16 protein-coding genes and 1 pseudogene are annotated in these 17,423 nt (G+C 37.3%); 11 read left to right on the forward strand and 6 right to left on the reverse strand.

Annotated features, from left to right (window positions below; translation table 11 throughout):
* The first annotated feature begins 9 nt into the window (after positions 1-9).
* From IGI80_RS12800 to IGI80_RS12840, 9 genes are all read left to right on the forward strand, one after another.
* Positions 10-816, forward strand: a complete 807-nt coding sequence (locus tag IGI80_RS12800) for an ABC transporter permease (RefSeq protein ID WP_002356510.1) — start codon at positions 10-12, stop codon at positions 814-816.
* On the forward strand, positions 816-1,652 hold the full coding sequence (locus tag IGI80_RS12805) for an ABC transporter permease (RefSeq protein WP_002356512.1): 837 nt from the start codon (positions 816-818) through the stop codon (positions 1,650-1,652). Before IGI80_RS12800 ends, IGI80_RS12805 begins: the two co-directional genes overlap by 1 nt.
* Complete coding sequence (locus tag IGI80_RS12810; protein WP_002362278.1) at positions 1,649-2,722, forward strand: ABC transporter substrate-binding protein; 1,074 nt, start codon at positions 1,649-1,651, stop codon at positions 2,720-2,722. Before IGI80_RS12805 ends, IGI80_RS12810 begins: the two co-directional genes overlap by 4 nt.
* 149 nt (positions 2,723-2,871) lie before the next feature.
* Positions 2,872-3,555 carry a TVP38/TMEM64 family protein gene (locus IGI80_RS12815; RefSeq protein WP_010823099.1) on the forward strand — a complete coding sequence of 228 codons (684 nt, stop codon included), beginning with the start codon at positions 2,872-2,874 and terminating at the stop codon, positions 3,553-3,555.
* A 109-nt stretch (positions 3,556-3,664) separates the two neighbouring features.
* Positions 3,665-4,957, forward strand: a complete 1,293-nt coding sequence (locus IGI80_RS12820; RefSeq protein ID WP_002359581.1) for a GntP family permease — start codon at positions 3,665-3,667, stop codon at positions 4,955-4,957.
* A gap of 21 nt (positions 4,958-4,978) precedes the next feature.
* A complete protein-coding gene (locus IGI80_RS12825; protein WP_002370503.1) occupies positions 4,979-6,127 on the forward strand; it encodes a glycerate kinase in 1,149 nt (382 codons plus the stop codon).
* Positions 6,128-6,267: 140 nt separating this feature from the next.
* The gene (locus IGI80_RS12830; RefSeq protein ID WP_002370502.1) at positions 6,268-7,281 is read left to right on the forward strand and encodes a CdaR family transcriptional regulator; all 1,014 of its coding nucleotides are present in this window, start codon (positions 6,268-6,270) and stop codon (positions 7,279-7,281) included.
* A gap of 122 nt (positions 7,282-7,403) precedes the next feature.
* Positions 7,404-8,306 carry a diacylglycerol/lipid kinase family protein gene (locus IGI80_RS12835; RefSeq protein ID WP_002362556.1) on the forward strand — a complete coding sequence of 301 codons (903 nt, stop codon included), beginning with the start codon at positions 7,404-7,406 and terminating at the stop codon, positions 8,304-8,306.
* Positions 8,307-8,425: 119 nt separating this feature from the next.
* Positions 8,426-9,160 (forward strand): YcjF family protein, encoded by a 735-nt coding sequence (locus IGI80_RS12840; RefSeq protein ID WP_002384134.1) that lies wholly within the window; start codon positions 8,426-8,428, stop codon positions 9,158-9,160.
* Between the two features lie 283 nt (positions 9,161-9,443).
* Here the strand turns inward: IGI80_RS12840 and IGI80_RS12845 are convergent, their stop codons facing one another.
* From IGI80_RS12845 to IGI80_RS12860, 4 genes and pseudogenes are all read right to left on the reverse strand, one after another.
* Entirely contained in the window at positions 9,444-11,153 is a 1,710-nt protein-coding gene (locus IGI80_RS12845; protein WP_010776044.1) for an ABC transporter permease/substrate binding protein, read from the reverse strand.
* Positions 11,146-12,335: pseudogene (locus IGI80_RS12850) on the reverse strand (quaternary amine ABC transporter ATP-binding protein). The gene IGI80_RS12845 and the pseudogene IGI80_RS12850 overlap by 8 nt, the downstream one beginning before the upstream one ends.
* A gap of 201 nt (positions 12,336-12,536) precedes the next feature.
* The gene (locus IGI80_RS12855) at positions 12,537-13,169 is read right to left on the reverse strand and encodes a GntR family transcriptional regulator (RefSeq protein ID WP_002356525.1); all 633 of its coding nucleotides are present in this window, start codon (positions 13,167-13,169) and stop codon (positions 12,537-12,539) included.
* Positions 13,170-13,183: 14 nt separating this feature from the next.
* A complete protein-coding gene (locus IGI80_RS12860; RefSeq protein ID WP_002404856.1) occupies positions 13,184-15,130 on the reverse strand; it encodes an ABC-F family ATP-binding cassette domain-containing protein in 1,947 nt (648 codons plus the stop codon).
* A gap of 213 nt (positions 15,131-15,343) precedes the next feature.
* Between IGI80_RS12860 and IGI80_RS12865 the strand changes: the two genes are divergently transcribed.
* Positions 15,344-15,994 carry a redox-sensing transcriptional repressor Rex gene (locus tag IGI80_RS12865; RefSeq protein WP_002356528.1) on the forward strand — a complete coding sequence of 217 codons (651 nt, stop codon included), beginning with the start codon at positions 15,344-15,346 and terminating at the stop codon, positions 15,992-15,994.
* 42 nt (positions 15,995-16,036) lie between these two features.
* On the opposite strand, the gene IGI80_RS12870 is transcribed toward IGI80_RS12865, so the two are convergent.
* On the reverse strand, positions 16,037-16,690 hold the full coding sequence (locus IGI80_RS12870; protein ID WP_438723818.1) for a lysostaphin resistance A-like protein: 654 nt from the start codon (positions 16,688-16,690) through the stop codon (positions 16,037-16,039).
* Positions 16,691-16,708: 18 nt separating this feature from the next.
* A complete protein-coding gene (locus IGI80_RS12875; protein ID WP_002356530.1) occupies positions 16,709-16,885 on the reverse strand; it encodes a hypothetical protein in 177 nt (58 codons plus the stop codon).
* 232 nt (positions 16,886-17,117) lie between these two features.
* Here IGI80_RS12875 and groES point away from each other — a divergent pair, with 232 nt between their 5' ends.
* The gene (gene groES / locus IGI80_RS12880; protein ID WP_002356531.1) at positions 17,118-17,402 is read left to right on the forward strand and encodes a co-chaperone GroES; all 285 of its coding nucleotides are present in this window, start codon (positions 17,118-17,120) and stop codon (positions 17,400-17,402) included.
* Positions 17,403-17,423: the final 21 nt, after the last annotated feature.

A 17,423-nucleotide genomic window follows, 5' to 3' on the forward strand; every position in this document is an offset into this window, starting at 1 on the left:
GGAAATAAAATGAAAACAATGCGTCGAATTTATTCGATTCCCTATGTAATGTGGTTACTTTTATTCGTCATTGCGCCAGTGCTAATGATTATTTATCAATCATTTTTCGATATGAATGGCCAGTTTACCTTGGCGAATTACCAAACGTATTTTACATCAGGAACGTATTTAAGTATGACCATTAATTCGGTTTGGTATGCTTTTCTGATTACCATTTTTACGTTATTGGTAAGTTATCCTACTGCTTATTTTTTGACAAAGCTCAAGCATAAACAGTTATGGTTAATGCTCGTTATTTTACCAACGTGGGTGAATTTATTATTAAAAGCTTATGCCTTTATTGGGATTTTCAGTATTCATGGGAGTATCAATCAGTTTATGAGTTTTATGGGTTTGGGTACGCACCAAATTCTGTTTACAGATTTCAGTTTTTTATTTGTCGCAACGTATATTGAAATTCCATTTATGATTATGCCGATTTTTAATGCCTTAGAAGAGATGAATCCTTCATTGATTAGTGCTAGTCGGGACTTAGGAGCTAGCAGTGCGGAAACATTCCGCCGTGTCATTTTTCCTCTCTCCCTAAACGGTGTGAAAAGTGGCGTTCAAGCTGTCTTTATTCCTTCGCTCTCGCTCTTTATGTTAACGCGTTTAATTGGCGGCAATCGGGTGATTACGTTGGGAACGGCGATTGAGGAACACTTCTTAGTAACGCAAAACTGGGGCATGGGTTCAACAATTGGTGTGATTTTAATTGTTGCCATGTTTATTGTGATGTTGCTGACGGGTGAGAAGAAGAAAGGGCGTGGCAAATAATGCAAAAGAAAAAGTTTAAATGGTCTTATGTGTATTTATTCGTTGTCTTTGCGCTACTGTACGCACCAATCTTTTATTTGATTTTTTATTCGTTTAACGACACGCAAACGATGAATCAGTTTACTGGTTTTACGTTAGATAATTATCGGAACGTTTTCGAAGACACACGCTTGTTAACCATTGTTCTGAATACGTTTTTGCTAGCTTTCTTATCGGCTTTAATAGCAACCATCATTGGAACATTTGGTGCGATGGGGATTTATTATACAAAACGTCGTAAAAACCGGAACACGTTGCTTAGCTTTAATAACATTTTACTCGTTTCACCAGATGTTATTATTGGAGCCAGTTTCTTAATTTTCTTCACGGCAGTAGGGTTTATCAGTTTAGGTTTTACAAGTGTATTATTGTCGCATATTGCCTTTAGTATTCCAATTGTTGTTTTAATGGTTTTACCAAAACTACAAGAGATGAACGATTCTATGGTAGATGCGGCACGGGATTTAGGGGCCAATAATGTTCAAGTGATTAAAAATATTATTTTGCCTTTTTTAGCGCCAGGAATTATTGCTGGCTACTTTATGGCCTTTACTTATTCGTTGGACGATTTTGCCGTAACATTCTTTGTGACAGGCAATGGTTTTTCAACATTATCTGTTGAAATTTATTCACGAGCACGTCAGGGAATTAGTTTAGAAATCAATGCCTTAAGTGCGTTAGTATTCCTATTCTCAATGATTCTAGTTGTCGGTTATTACTTTATCAGTAAAGACAATACGCCAAAACGTTTAAAGAAAATGCGTCGGGAACAAAGTGAGGTGGCCAAGTTAAAATGAAAAAATTACAGTCACTTTTTATTGGAATTATCGCTATTATTGTCATCTTGTTTTTTGGCGTGCGCCAATTGGAGAAAGCAAGTGGCATGGCAGGAGCAGATACCTTGACCATTTACAATTGGGGGGACTATATAGATCCGGCCTTGATTAAGAAATTTGAAAAAGAAACAGGTTATAAAGTCAATTACGAAACCTTTGATTCTAATGAAGCCATGTATACAAAAATTCAGCAAGGTGGTACAGCCTATGATATTGCCATTCCTTCTGAATATATGATTCAAAAAATGATGAAAGCGAAGATGCTTTTACCACTTGATCACAGCAAATTAAAAGGCTTAGAAAACATTGATGCACGCTTTTTAGATCAATCCTTTGATCCCCAAAATAAGTTTTCCGTTCCATACTTCTGGGGCACGTTGGGGATTATTTATAATGATAAATTTATTGACGGCCGTCAGATCCAACATTGGGATGATTTATGGCGCCCGGAATTAAAAAATAATGTCATGCTGATTGATGGCGCTCGCGAAGTGTTAGGATTATCTTTGAACAGTTTAGGCTATTCGTTAAACAGTAAAAACGACCAACAATTACGTCAGGCTACCGATAAGTTAAACCGATTAACGAACAATGTCAAAGCAATTGTTGCCGATGAAATCAAAATGTACATGGCTAATGAAGAAAGTGCAGTTGCTGTAACTTTCTCTGGTGAAGCTGCTGAAATGCTAGAAAACAATGAACATCTACATTATGTGATTCCCAGTGAAGGCTCTAATCTCTGGTTTGATAACATTGTGATGCCTAAGACAGCCAAAAATAAAGACGGCGCCTATGCATTTATGAACTTTATGTTACGACCAGAAAATGCAGCACAAAATGCAGAATATATTGGTTATTCCACACCAAATAAAGAAGCTAAAAAACTATTACCAAAAGAAGTTGCCGAAGATAAACAATTTTATCCAGATGATGAAACCATCAAACATTTAGAAGTTTACCAAGATTTAGGTCAAGAATACTTAGGAATTTATAACGATCTGTTCTTGGAGTTTAAGATGTATCGGAAATAAAAAAAGTACCTTCGTAACTTTCGAGCCGCCCCTAAAAGTTAGATTTTTAGTCTAACTTTTAGGGGCGGCTTTTATTCATACAAGCTTCTAATTGAGGCACAAAGAATCCTGTGCTACACTTTGTATAAAGCATAAAAGGAGCAAAGAAAATGAAAAGGAAAACAATCCGAATACTACTAATCAGTAGCGGGCTTATTTTAATCCTACTGGTAGGTTACCGTTTGTATCTAGAATATCAAACAGATATTCAATTATTTTTGAATCCTAAAGCCAGTAAGACACAATTATTAGAGCGAATTCGTTCACATGGTTTTTCAGCAGCGCTGTTGTTAGTTTTTTTGACCGCGATCATGTGTGCAGTACCAGGGATTCCAACCTCGGTAATTGGTGTGATTGCAGGATTGAGTTTTGGTCCCTTCAGCGGCACACTCATTAACGTTTTAGGGAATAGTTTGGGAAATTTAATTGCAATCTTTTTGATGCATCATATAAAATTTTTAGATAAAAAAACGGAGACCAATCATTGGGTCCAGTCCATTCGACGGATGAAGCATCCAAAAATTGGGATTATGGTGGGCTACATGATTCCAATTATTCCTTCTTCTGTGATTAATTTTGCTGCAGATACTATGCAGTTGCCATTAAAAAATTTAATAGCCGCGATATTCATTGGTGTAATTCCTTCCTCAATACTTTACGCATGTGGAGGCGAAGCGCTATTTCATGGATATAATAAAACGGCAGTATTGTTAATTGTGAGTGTTCTTTTGTTCGTTGGCTTGGTGGTCATTATTGAGAAAGATAGAAAAAGATTTCAAAAAACTGTTCTTTAAGAACGGTTTTTTTGTGCATTTGAACAATAAATCCTGTTAAATTTACAATTTTAAAAAGAAAGGACTTTGATAGAATGAAAGCGTAAACAATTTAAGGAGCTGATTTTGAATGCCAGATATTACAATATCTTGGGTTGCTGCAATTTTAGGATTAGTTGTAGCGATAGTATTAATTTTGAAAAAATTTAATCCTGTGTATTCCTTGTTTTTTGGTGCAATTGTTGGTTGTCTTATTGGAGGCGCTTCCCTGTCAGATACAGTCGCTGTTCTATTAAACGGAACACAAAGTATTATGGGAACCGCAATCCGTGTCTTAGCAGCCGGTATGTTGGCGGGTGTGATGATGGAATCCGGTGCGGCAGAATCAATTGCCAACGCCATTGTACAAAAGCTTGGCGAGAAAAAAGCTATTTTATCTTTGGCATTATCTACAATGGTAATTACAGCAGTGGGCGTATTCATTCCTGTTGCAGTGTTGATTGTTGCCCCGATTGCTCTATCCGTTGGGAAAAGTACGGGTATCAGTAAGTTATCATTATTGATTGCCTTATCAGGTGGCGGCAAAGCGGGCAATATTATTTCGCCTAATCCAAATACTATTGCAGCGGCGAACGGCTTTGATTTACCTCTAAGTGACGTTATGATTGCTGGCTTTATTCCAGCCGTATTTGGTTTAATTACAGCTGTTGTTCTTGCAAATATCATGAGAAGCAAAGGATCAATGGTCAAAGAAACGGATCTTGTAGAGGAACAAACAAAAGAATTATTACCTTTGAAAAAGGCGTTGATCGCGCCAGTGTTAGCGATTGTCTTATTATTACTTAATCCGATTGGCGCCGTTTTAAATATTTCTTTCATCAAAAGTTTGAATATTGATGCTCTGTATATTTTGCCGTTCGCCTCAGTTGTTGGGACAATTGCGATTGGGCAAACAAAACAACTGGCCTTTTATGCATCTTCTGGCTTGAAGAGAGTAACCGATACCGTTTTAATTTTAATTGGTGCAGGTGCAATTGCTGGATTAATTTCTGTTTCTGATTTATCAACACAAATTGTCCACTTAATTTCTGTTATGGGAATTTCTGGAACCTTCTTGGCACCGATTTCTGGTATTTTAATGGGCTTAGCAGTTGGTTCAACATCCACAGCGGTTATTTTAGCGACAGGTTCTTTTGGACCAGCGATTTTAGATATGGGCACATCTTCACTTTCAGCAGCAGTCATGGTGCATACTGGGGCAACTGTGATTGATAGTGTTCCTCAAGGCAATTATTTCCATATTACGGCACAAAGTATGAATATGACGATTAAAGAAAGAATTCGAGTGATTCCTTATGAAATGTGTGTCGGTGGGGTAATGACGATTGTTGCAACCATTTTATATGGCTTTATTTTAAACTAGTTGGAAAGTAGGCGCGAAAAGATGACGAAAAAATTTGTTTTGGCTCCAGACTCATTTAAAGAAAGTATGAGTGCAAAAGAAGCCTGTCTGGCAATGGAAAAAGGGATTTTAGCTGTATTTAAAGATGCAGACATTCAACATGTCCCGATGGCAGATGGCGGGGAAGGAACGGTGGATTCCTTAGTGGATGCAACAGGAGGCACAAGAATACCAGTGCGTGTGGCAGGACCGCTTCCTGATCAAATCGTTGAAACCTATTACGGCTTATTAGGTGACCAAGAAACGGTGGTCATTGAAATGGCGAAAGCTAACGGAATTGAATTGGTCAAAGCAGCAGAACGTAATCCCTTGATCACTTCTACTTATGGTACAGGAGAAATGATTCAACATGCGCTCAATCATGGGGCAAAAAAAATCATTATCGGCATTGGTGGTAGCGTGACAAATGATGGGGGTGCAGGTATGATTCAGGCACTTGGTGCGCGTTTGTTAGACAAGGAAGGGCAAGAATTGACACGTGGCGGTGGTGCATTAGATAAACTGGCGCAGATCGATTTAACACAGTTTGATCAACGTATTTTTGCTACCGAAGTTCTAGTAGCAAGTGATGTGAATAACCCACTAACAGGGCCAACAGGGGCGTCTCATGTCTTTGGCCCGCAAAAAGGTGCGACAGAAGAAATGGTGGCTCAATTAGATAAAAACTTAGCCCATTATGCAGCGATCATCAAAAAAGAGATCGGCATTGATGTTGAGATGATGCCAGGCGCAGGAGCCGCTGGTGGTTTGGGTGCAGGGTTACTAGCATTCACAAAAGCTCAGTTACGCCCAGGGATTGATATTGTCGTAGAAGTGAATCAATTAGAAGAAAAAATAAAAGCCGCTGATTATGTCTTTACTGGTGAAGGCGGGATGGATTTTCAAACAAAATTCGGCAAAGCTCCTTATGGCGTCTCACGTTTGGCCAAGAAGTATCAAAAACCGGTTTTCGCTTGTGCTGGCTATATCGGCAAAGATGTGGATGTCCTCTATGAAGAAGGGATGACGGCTATTTTTGGAATTTTGGCCAAAGCCGAACCATTGGAAGCAGCATTGAAAAATGGACCAGTTAACTTAGAAAGAACCGTTGAAAATATTGCTCGTACATTACAGCTGGTGCCTTGTGACTAAGAACTAACCATGGTATCATCAGTAATGAAAGCTGAAATAAAAATGTTCAGTCGTTGATCTGAAGAATTAAGCGTTTGGGACATAGTCATTGCGGCTTATGTCCCAAACGCTACTCGTTTTTTAGAAAGTTGGCGATAGCAATGTTAAAATTAGACAAAATCCAAGCAAATAAAATTGTTGAAAAGTTGATGGCAGATATTCCTTATAACATCAATATTATGGATGAACGAGGGAAAATTATTGCGAGTGGAGATTCTGCTCGAATTGGGGAGCGCCATCGTGGTGCAGAAAGAGCCATCAATGAACGAAAAAATATTGAAATTTATAAAGATACTTCTTTAGAGAAAAAAGGCACCAATGAACCGATTATTTTGAATGATCACATTTTAGGTGTCGTAGGCATTTCAGGAGAACCAGACGAGGTGCGCAAATTTACCAAGCTTGTGCGCTCGATTGTTCTTTTACTGACAGAAGAATTAAATACACAACAAGAACGCGAAAAAAAGAAGAAACAAAAAAATCAGTTTATCCAGCACTTAATGCATGTTGATTCTGCTTACTCAGAAGCCTTAAAACTTGAAGCGTTGGAACTATATAACCTTCAATTAGACGACCAGAATCATTGTGTACTGACCAAGGACAAGCGCTTATTATCCAGTTTTTATCTTGGCCATGAAATATTTGAATGGGAAAATTGTTATCTGGTGATTACTTCTGAACTACCTCAGATAACAAAGCCAGTAACAGAATATCTTGTGATAAGTTCGGAAAAAGCCACGATTCAACAAATGGTCCAAGAGGCACAAAACACGTATTTACTTCTATCGTTTCTCCAATTAGAAAAGGCTAAGTTTTACCAAGCAGAAGATTTTTTTATTCAAGGAATTTTTAATTTTCCTTTTCATATTGAATTGGATTTTTTTGAAACCATCCAGACGATTTATGATGAATACTATGAAACCGTTATTTTTTTCGCCAATCATAACTTAAACATCAATGAAACCTCACAAGTATTACATATCCATCGAAATACATTGAATTACCGTTTGAAACGAATTCATGAATTGACGGGGATGGATCCAAAAGTTTGGCAAGATTTTTGGAAATTGTTCTATTATTTTGCCTATTGCTTTAAAGAACGTTTTGAAAAGTAGTGAGGAGCAGGGATGCTTGTTTGTTAAGCAAGTGTCAGCATATTTTTCGCCAGAATCAAAAATATCTTTTATAATAATTGTAAGGAATCAAACGATTTAGATATCAATGAGGAGTGGTACCAGTGAAAAAAGCAGTTTTAATTGTTAACCCCAGTTCTGGTGGTGAAAAAGCCAAAGAATTTGAAACGTTAGCAGAAGAAAAATTAAAGCAGTTATTTGATGAAGTTGTAGTGAAACAAACAGAAAAAGGCGGCGATGCAGAACAATTTGCCCGTGAAGCTGCGGAAAGTCACTTCGACAGTGTTTTCGTAATGGGGGGAGATGGAACCGTTAATGAAGGAATTAGCGGGTTGGCAGAACAAGCTTACCGCCCAAAATTTGGCTTTTTTCCTTTAGGAACGGTGAACGATTTAGCGCGAGCCTTGAATTTACCGATGGACCCTGAAGAAGCGATTCAACAATTAGATTTAGAAAAAACCAGTGCTTTAGATGTGGGGAAAATCAATGACGACTACTTTATGAATGTCGTTGCGATTGGGACGATTCCAGAGTCAATTAACGACGTGGACGTTGAACAAAAAACGAAGTTAGGAAAACTCGCTTATTTTATTTCAGGTGCCAAACATTTAGCGAATGCTCAAACGTATCCTTTTCATTTAAGATTGGATCAAAAAGAACAAACCATTGAAAGTAGTACCGTTTTAGTTGGCTTAACGAATTCAATCGGTGGGTTTGAAACATTATTACCAGAGGCCCAAGTGGATGATGGCAAACTTCATTTAGTTTATTTAAAAGATCAATCATTGTGGGATGCAGTAAAAGCAGTCCCAGATTTGTTAAAAGGAGTCGACCAGTCCACTGATAATTTAGTTTACCTAACCTTTAAAGAAGGAACAATCTCCTTAGAAAACCAAGAAGAATTAACCACTAATGTGGATGGTGATGAAGGAGCTGCTTTGCCAATTACGCTGGAAATTTTACCTAAACACTTGACGGTGTATTGCGGTGAAGAACAAACAAAATAGCTGATTTTTTGAGAAAAGCTAGAACATTTCTATTTGTTTAAAAAACAGATAAGTTCTGGCTTTTCAAATCATCTAAAAGAGAATCAATCAGGGGCTATGCTATACTTTGTTTCTACATATTGATAGATAAGGGAGTTAATGAGATGAGAAGAAAAAAACATAAAAACAAAAAGAAACAAGAACTTTTTGAAGAGATTGAAAAACAAGAATTAGCAGAACAAGAAACTAAGCAATTGAATGAAGAAATCGAAGACCCAGAATTTCGTTCTTTTTTTCAAGATGTCTTGAAAAAATTTCCACAAAAAACGTCTACGGCCATAATGAATGCTTTCGCAACTTCTAAAGGTAAAGCAGAACAATTAGTGACGAACAGTCAAACACAACTCGACAAAGTATTTGATGAATTTTTGGCTGGTGTTTCACCTGACGTGAAAAAGAAAAGTCATCAAACGATTCATTTTGCTGCATTGTCAGCAGCAATTATTGGGTTTTCGCCAATTCCATTTTCGGATGCTTTTTTACTGGTACCTGTTCAATTAACTATGATGTCACGGCTGCATAAAATTTTTGGTCAGTCTTGGTCTGAAAGCTTAGGGAAAAGTTTAACCAAAGAATTAGTAGTGGTTAGTTTAGGTAAGAGCGCAGTCGGGAATATTCTAAAAGTGATTCCTGTTGTCGGAACTGTGACTGGTGGCATGGTCAATGCTTCAGTTGCGGTAGCAATTACGGAAGCGCTTGGCTGGGTGACCGTCAAAATGTTAAACGATGGTGTTGATATCTTTGATGATGTGATGTCTTTCAAAGGACAATTTTCAACATTATTTAAAGCCATCCAAAATGCTAAAAAGAAATAATCACTGTATCGATTAACTAGGGTGAGACACATTTAAACTTTTTTAAGTAATTCGTAGCAAATTTCCAAGGTTTTCGTCACAAATTATTCACAGGTTCTCGTTAATATATAAGCATACCAACAAAACACCCAACATAAACACTTTTCATTTTTACTCCTCAAGTAAAAATAACTCCTTTCCACTCAGTCTACCCAACTGAGTGGTTTTTTTTGCGAAAAAAGAGGGCGTTGAACAATTTGTTCAACGCCCTCTTTTAATAGATGGGGAAGTCATTTGTTAAGAATTATTTTTTCCATTCTGCTACTTGGTCTTTATGTGAATCAACCCAATCACGTGCAGCTTCTTGTGGGTCTTTGCCTTCGTTAATTTCTAACATGACAGATTCCATATCCTTAGTGGTCCAATGGAAATTATCTAACACTTTGTAAGCTTCTGGTTGATCTTCTTTTAGGCCTTGGCGAGCCATTGTGTGAATCGCTTCTTCGCCGCCCATAGTGCCTTTTGGATCAGCTAAATATTTTAAATCATATTTTGCAAACATCCAGTGAGGAGACCAGCCAGTAATAACGATGTCTTCGTTGTTTTTAATTGCTTGTCCTAAGGCGACAGTCATGGCACCTGATGAAGAAGTTTCAACAGACCAATCTTTCAAATTAGGATAAGCTTCTTTAGTTTTCTCTGCTGCTGCAACAACACCAGCCCCAGGTTCAATTCCAGTAATCTTTTTCCCAGCTTGATCAGATAAATCTTCGATAGAATCAACATCCATATAAGAAGGGACGACAATTCCTAGCTTCGCGCCTTTAAGGTTTTCACCAAGGTCGTCTAATTTATCTTTATATTGTTTATATTGCTCTGCGTGAGTTCCTGGCAGCCACGCACCAACCATGGCATCTGTTTCACCTTTAGCTACAGATTCCCACATGATTGCGTTATCTAAAGGAGTCGTTTTAACATCATACCCCATATCTTTTAAGACTTCGGCAACCACATGTGTGGAGGCTACTTCGGTATCCCATTCCACATAAGAAAGGGAAATTTGCTTATCATTTGTTGTTGTAAAAATTGAAGCACCAACTAAGCCAGCAACAATTACAACAACCGCTGCAATAATCCCATATTTTTTCTTTTTAGAGGTGGCACCAGATGCTTTAGGGGCTGCTTTTTTATTATTTAAATGTTGAGTAAAACGGTCAATGATAATCGCTAAAATAACTAAAGCCACACCATTTACGAAACCGTTCCCGACTTGCGCACGTTGTAAAGCAGAAAGGACACCACGTCCTAATCCAGGCGCACCAATCATTGAAGCAATAACTACCATTGATAGAGCTAGCATGGTTGTTTGGTTAACACCAGCCATAATCGTGTTTTTCGCTAAAGGTAATTCTAATTTGAATAATTTTTGCCAGCCAGTACTACCGTAAGAATCAGCTGCTTCAACAAGTTCATTTGGCACTTGTCGAATTCCTAAATTCGTAAAGCGTACGGTTGGTGGTAAAGCGAAGATAACAGAGGCGAAGACCCCAGGAACCATACCAATTCCGAAGAATGCAACGGCTGGAATCAAGTAAACGAAACCAGGCATTGTTTGCATGAAGTCCAAAATCGGTGTAATAATACTCTTGGCTTTTTCGCTTTTCGCCATTAAAATCCCTAGTGGCACACCAATGATAATGGAAATAACACTAGAAAGTAAAACTAACGTAACGGTACTCATTAAATCGTTCCATAAGTTTTGGTTATAGATAAACATTAAGCCGATAAATGTGAATAAACTTAAGCCAATTTTTTTATTAGAAATAAAGAAAGCAGCAATCGTTAATAGCACAATCAGCACAAGTGGTGGTACGGCTGTTAGTAAGGCAGTAATGTTGTCCATTACACTTTGACCAATTGTTTGTAAAAAGCTGAATAATCCAGCAAATGTTGAAGTTAACCAATCAGTAAAACTTTCAACCCAAGACGCGACAGGTAATTGATACTTATTCATGTTCGTTCACCTCTGTTTCTGCAAGTGCTTCAAGTACGCTACCACGGATGACCACGCCTAATAGTTTGCCGTTATCAGTCACGGCAAGAGGCGTTTGTGCATCATAAATCAGTGGAAAAATATCATTCACTAACATATCTTTGTCGATTGTTTGAATTTCTGGATCCACACATTCTACAAGAGAAGTCCCGTTTTTACGCGCTTCTAAAGCTTTTTCTGCGCGTACAACGCCTTTTAGTTGGCGTTTTTATCCACGGCAAGTAACATACTCACTTCTTCTTGACGCATCCGTTTTAAAGCAACAGTTGGGCCATCAATTTCAATGTTAGTAGTTAAAGCAGGTACCATAATATTTTGGGCAGTTAAGACTTTTGAACGATCCACATCTTCCACGAAGGTTCGCACATATTCGTTGGCTGGGTTGGTTAAAATTTCTTCTCCAGTCCCAATTTGCATAATTTGACCATCTTTCATCAAGGCAATCCGGTCGCCGATTCGTAAAGCTTCATTCAAATCATGTGTGATAAAGATAATGGTTTTTTTGACATTTTCTTGTAAATCTAATAGTTCGTCTTGCATTTCACGACGAATTAACGGATCAAGAGCAGAGAATGCTTCGTCCATTAATAAAATTTCCGGATCGTTAGCCAAGGCACGAGCAAGGCCGACACGTTGTTGCATCCCACCAGATAATTGACTTGGTAATTGGTCTTTAAAAGCAATTAAGCTAGAATTTTCTAAGGCTTTTTCAGCTTTTGCTTGGCGTTCTTCTTTAGGAACACCACGAATTTCTAAACCATATTCCGTATTTTCTAAGATAGTTCGATGGGGGAAAAGACCAAAGTTTTGGAAAACCATGCTCATTTTATTTCGACGTACTTCACGTAATCCTTCTTTATCTAAAGAAGAAATATCTTGTCCATCAATATAAATATTTCCTGAAGTTGGTTCAATCAAACGATTTAATAAACGAATTAATGTTGATTTCCCACTTCCTGATAACCCCATAATAACGAAAATTTCGCCTTCTTCAACTTCGAAATTTACATCATAAACACCGACTGTGGCACCCGTTTTTTCTAAAATTTCTGTTTTGCTTTTGTTGGCACGAATCATTTCAAGTGCCGGTTTGGTTTTCTTACCAAAGATCTTGGTAAGGTGATTTACTTTTACTTTTGGCAAATCATTGTTCCTCCTCATTAAAAAAAGTGACTACATCAGACTACTATAAAGTTGTCACTTTGTCAAATTAGATGAAAATCTTTCTGAAAATGAAGAAAAACAGCATTTTAACTAGGTTTTATAGTGGTTTTTTATGAAAAATAGAAATAATAAATAAAAAAAAGTGACTATTTACCGCAAGATAAGTAGTCACTTTTTTGTTTAAGGATAAAAGAAATTCTGCACTCGTTGTAAGGTTGATTCGTCATGTCCAACAAAATAAAGTGTGTCGTTCAACGAAATCTTTGCATATGGACCAGGTGAGACCAGAAGTTCTTCTTTGTGTTTGATGGCGATAATCGTTGCCGAAGTGTTTTGCCAAAAATTCATTTCGCTAATCGTCGCCTCAAGATAAGCAGCTTCTTCTGTTAAAACTAATGAATAAGGATTCATTGGATTGAAAGAATCAAAACGCTTTGTTTGTTCAACAAGAGTATCTAGAATGCTAGAAAAATGAGTAAGTTCTTCTTTTTGTTTCGCTACGCTATCTAGCAATTCTTCTTTAATTTCAGCAATCGTTTGAACGTCTTGATATTGTGTCACAAAGTCCTGCGCTTTTTCTTTTGATGCCACATAGAAGCCGCTGCCGTGTTTGGCTTTAACGATTTCTAAATCAACTAAAACGATAATGGCTTTGCGGGCTGTTTCTGGCGACACTTGGTATTGGTTAGCTAGGGTGGAACGGGCATGGATTTTATCTCCAACATGTAATTTGCCTTCTGCAATTTTTTCCGCAACATCAACGGCGATTTGTTGATATTTGGGCTTCGTTAAACTGATTTTTTTGGAAGCCATAGTGAATCCCTCCGTTAATTGTTATTTTCCATTTCTTCTAATTCTAAACTGAAATTTTCCCATTGCTCAAGTAGTTCATCTTGTTGCTGACGAGCGTAATCTAATTGTTGGTTTAAAGCCAGCAATTCAACATGATTTTCTAGAATGTCTGGTTGACTCATTTGTGCTTCTAATTGTGCAATTGTCGTATCTAACTGAGCAAGATTTTCTTCGACTTGTGTTATTTTTCTTTGCAAAGTACGGAGTAATTTTTGTTGCTCCTTGTTTTGATAAAAGGTATTTTTGGCTGTAACTGGTTCGGGTTTTTTCGCCGCTTCTTCATTAGCTAAGAGGGCAGCGATTTCTTCTTCCTCTTGTTTCTTTTCTAAATAATAGTCATAGTCGCCTAAATAAAGTTTGCTGCCCTTTTCAGAAAGCTCAACAACTTTTGTTGCAATTCGATTGATAAAGTAACGGTCATGAGAAACGAAGAGGATGGTTCCTTCATAATCAATCAGCGCATTTTCTAAAACTTCTTTATTATCGATATCCAAGTGGTTGGTTGGCTCATCGAGAATCAAGAAATTGTCACGATCCATCGCTAATTTTGCTAATGCCACACGGGCTTTTTCGCCACCGCTTAATAAAGGAATCGTTTTTTCAACATCGTCTCCACTGAAGAGAAACCCGCCTAAAATACTTCGAATCTCTTTTTCAGGTGTGGTTGGGTGTTCATCCCATAATTCCGCTAAGACCGTTTTATTGCCATGTAAATTGGCTTGCTCTTGGTCATAGTAACCTACAGAAACATTGGTACCAAAAGTTTTACTTCCTTTAATGAAAGGAATGCGGTCAATAATTGATTTCAAGAGAGTGGATTTACCAATTCCGTTCGGTCCGACTAAGGCAATGGCTTCTTTGCGACGAATATCCAAGTGAATAGGTTCGGATAAAATATGTTCTGGGTCGTAACCAATGGCGGCATCTTCGACTTGTAAAACAACATTTCCCGAGACTTTTTCACTATCGAAAAGAAAATGCGCCGATTTTTCATCTCCTTGAGGTCGGTCTAAACGATCCATTTTTTCTAATACTTTTCGGCGACTTTGTGCACGTTTCGTTGTAGATGCACGAACCAGATTTTTGGCAACGAAATCTTCTAACTTATTGATTTCTTCTTGTTGCTTTTCATACGCTTTCCATTCACTGGCTAATTGTTCTGCTTTTAACTCTAAGTATTTGGAATAGTTTCCTTTGTAGTGAGTCATTTTTTTGCGGCTCAGTTCATAAACTTCATTAACTACCTTATCTAAAAAATAACGATCGTGGGAAACAATCAATAGGGCGCCGGCATAGCTTGGCAAATAAGATTCCAGCCAAGAAAGCGTCTCGATATCTAAGTGGTTTGTAGGCTCGTCCAGAATTAAAATGTCTGGTTTTTGTAAAAGCATTCTCGCTAATGCAAGCCGGGTTTTTTGACCACCAGATAAGGTTTGAATATCTTTCGTGTAAAAGGATTCATCAAAGCCAAAGCCGTGAAGGACTGAGCGAATTTCATTTTCATAGCCGTAGCCATTTTTTTCAGAAAACGTATGTTGCAATTGATCGTACTCTTTTAAAATTCCTTCATAAACGGAAGTGGTTGGCTCCATTTCACTAATTTTGGTTTCTAATTCTCGCATACGCTGTTCCATTTCTAGGATGTCAGCAAAGGCTTTTGTCATTTCTTCCCAAACGGTTTTATCTGATTCTAAGCCGGTATTTTGAGCTAAATAACCTAACGTAGCAGTTTTATTTTTGGCAATGGTTCCGCTATCGGGAGCATCAATGCCTGCAATGATTTTTAAAAAAGTCGATTTTCCAGCACCATTACGACCAACTAAGGCAATCCGACTTTTTGTTGCAATTTCTAAATGTATGTTTTCAAACAATGTTTCCGAGCCAAAATGCCGGGCAACTTGATTTGCTTGTAATAAAATCATCAGTAGTCCTCATTTCTAAATTCATTGCCCTTAGTGTAGCATAAAATCTGCTAAAATAGCACGTATCAAAAAATGCTTTGTGAAGGTTTATACCTTTTATCACAAACTTTTGAAGAAAAATGCTATTTTTGAGCCATAGAATTGCTTTTTATTGTGAAAAACTGCTATTATGTTAATGGATAAGATTTAAGTGAAAGTATTGGAGGTCCAATTGTGAAAGATCAAGTTATTCCAAAAGCAACGGCGCGACGCCTTCCTTTATATTATCGCTACTTAAGAATGTTACATGATACAGGAAAAAATAAAGTCTCATCAACTGAATTAAGTGAAGCGGTACAAGTAGACAGTGCGACTATTCGTCGTGACTTTTCATATTTTGGTGAATTAGGTAAACGTGGGTACGGCTATGATGTTGAAAACTTAATGAACTTTTTTGCAAAAACATTGAATGAAGATGAGTTAACCAATGTCGCATTAATCGGGGTTGGTAATTTAGGAAGTGCTTTATTAAAGTACAAATTCCATCAAAGCAACAGTATTCGTGTAAGTTGCGCATTTGATGTGAATGAAGATATTGTGGGACGCATTGTTGACGGTATTCCGGTTTATCCAATGGAAGATATGATGGAACAAATCCGTGTTCAACAAATCGAAGTAGCTATTTTAACTATTCCAGCTCGCAAAGCGCAAGAAGTTGTGAACAAACTTGCCGAAGCAGGGGTTAAAGGAATTCTAAACTTTACGGCTGCGCGTTTAGTAGCGCCACCTGAAGTATTAATTCAAAATGTTGACTTAACCAACGAATTACAAACATTGATTTATTTCTTACATCATGACAACGAATTGATTGACGAAGAAGAATAAGCAAAAGAAAAGGGCCTAGTCGTTTAGACGAAGGCCCTTTTCTTATTGAATTGTACCATTATGCAAAAGTAGTTGAACAATAATCACAATCGTATTCATGCCGCAATGGGCAATAATTGAGGTCCAAATTTTTCCAGTTTGCTTGTACAAAAGAGCAAAGAAAAATCCCATAAAGAAATAAACAAAAAAGTGACCATCGGCATGTGCGAGTGAAAAAATCGCCGAACTAACAGTAGCCGCAATCCAGAAATTTGTAAAAGGCTGGATTAAATGGATAAATGCATAACGAAAGACGAATTCTTCCATAATCGGACCACCGATAGTAGTTGCCAAAATAAATAAAGGATTTGCCAAAATCACCGCTACAATAGCTTGTGTATTTTGAGAAGTAGCTTGTTTTCCTGTGATGGCTACTTCAATGGCAAAAGTAACCCCTTGAATCAGCATGGCAATGAAAATCCCACTAACACCTAGTAAAAAAATAAAAATAGGTGATTTCAAGGTTGCTGTTTCCTCTAAAGGAGAAGGTTCTGTTGTTTTTAAAAAGATGCCAATCATTACAAGGGCGCCAATAATGTAGAGAGCAGTTGTCACATTAATCGCTGCATTGGGGGAAATACCCGAAAAAAGTAACGGCCCGAAAAAAGCGATAATGTATGTGACTAAAATAAATAAACTTGATTTTCTTAAGGTCATGGTTAATCCTTTCTATAATTATTTTTTACGATTATTGCGATATCCTAATAAAAGAAAAACGAATAAGAAAAAGAAAAGAGATTCCCAAAGTGTCGAAACAATTCCTTCTGTGACACTGAAAACAAGATTTCCTAAATTCGCTATCACAAAATAAACGAAGGTTGCTATTAGTGCTGTAAGTAAACGTTGTTTCATTTTATTCGCCTCCAATCGTAGTCAATTTATTTTACCATGAATTAAAGGATTGGAAAAACATTCCATGAAAAAAGAATACTCAATAAAAAATGCGTATCTTATAATTGACAAGAAAAAGAGAGAAAAGACTTGCATTTTTAGAGTGAAATGAGTATTATAAATAGTGTGAGTTAGCACTCTTGTGTATCGAGTGCTAAAATAAGCGAAAACTTTTTATTTGGAGGGATTTATTGTGTTAAAACCATTAGGCGATCGCGTCGTAATTAGAGTCGCGAAAGAAGAAGAAAAAACTGTTGGAGGAATTGTTCTTGCATCCGTTGCAAAAGAAAAACCACAAACAGGTGAAGTTATCGCAGTAGGTGAAGGTCGTGTGCTTGAAAATGGCACAAAAGTTCCGATGGAAGTAAAAATTGGTGACACAGTAATGTTTGAAAAATATTCAGGAACAGAAGTGAAATACGAAGGCGTAGAATACTTAATTGTATCAGCCAAAGACATTATTGCCACTGTTGAATAATAAACAACTTTTACAGAATAG

Source organism: Enterococcus sp. DIV1420a (assembly GCF_051712165.1).
Classification (GTDB): domain Bacteria; phylum Bacillota; class Bacilli; order Lactobacillales; family Enterococcaceae; genus Enterococcus; species Enterococcus faecalis.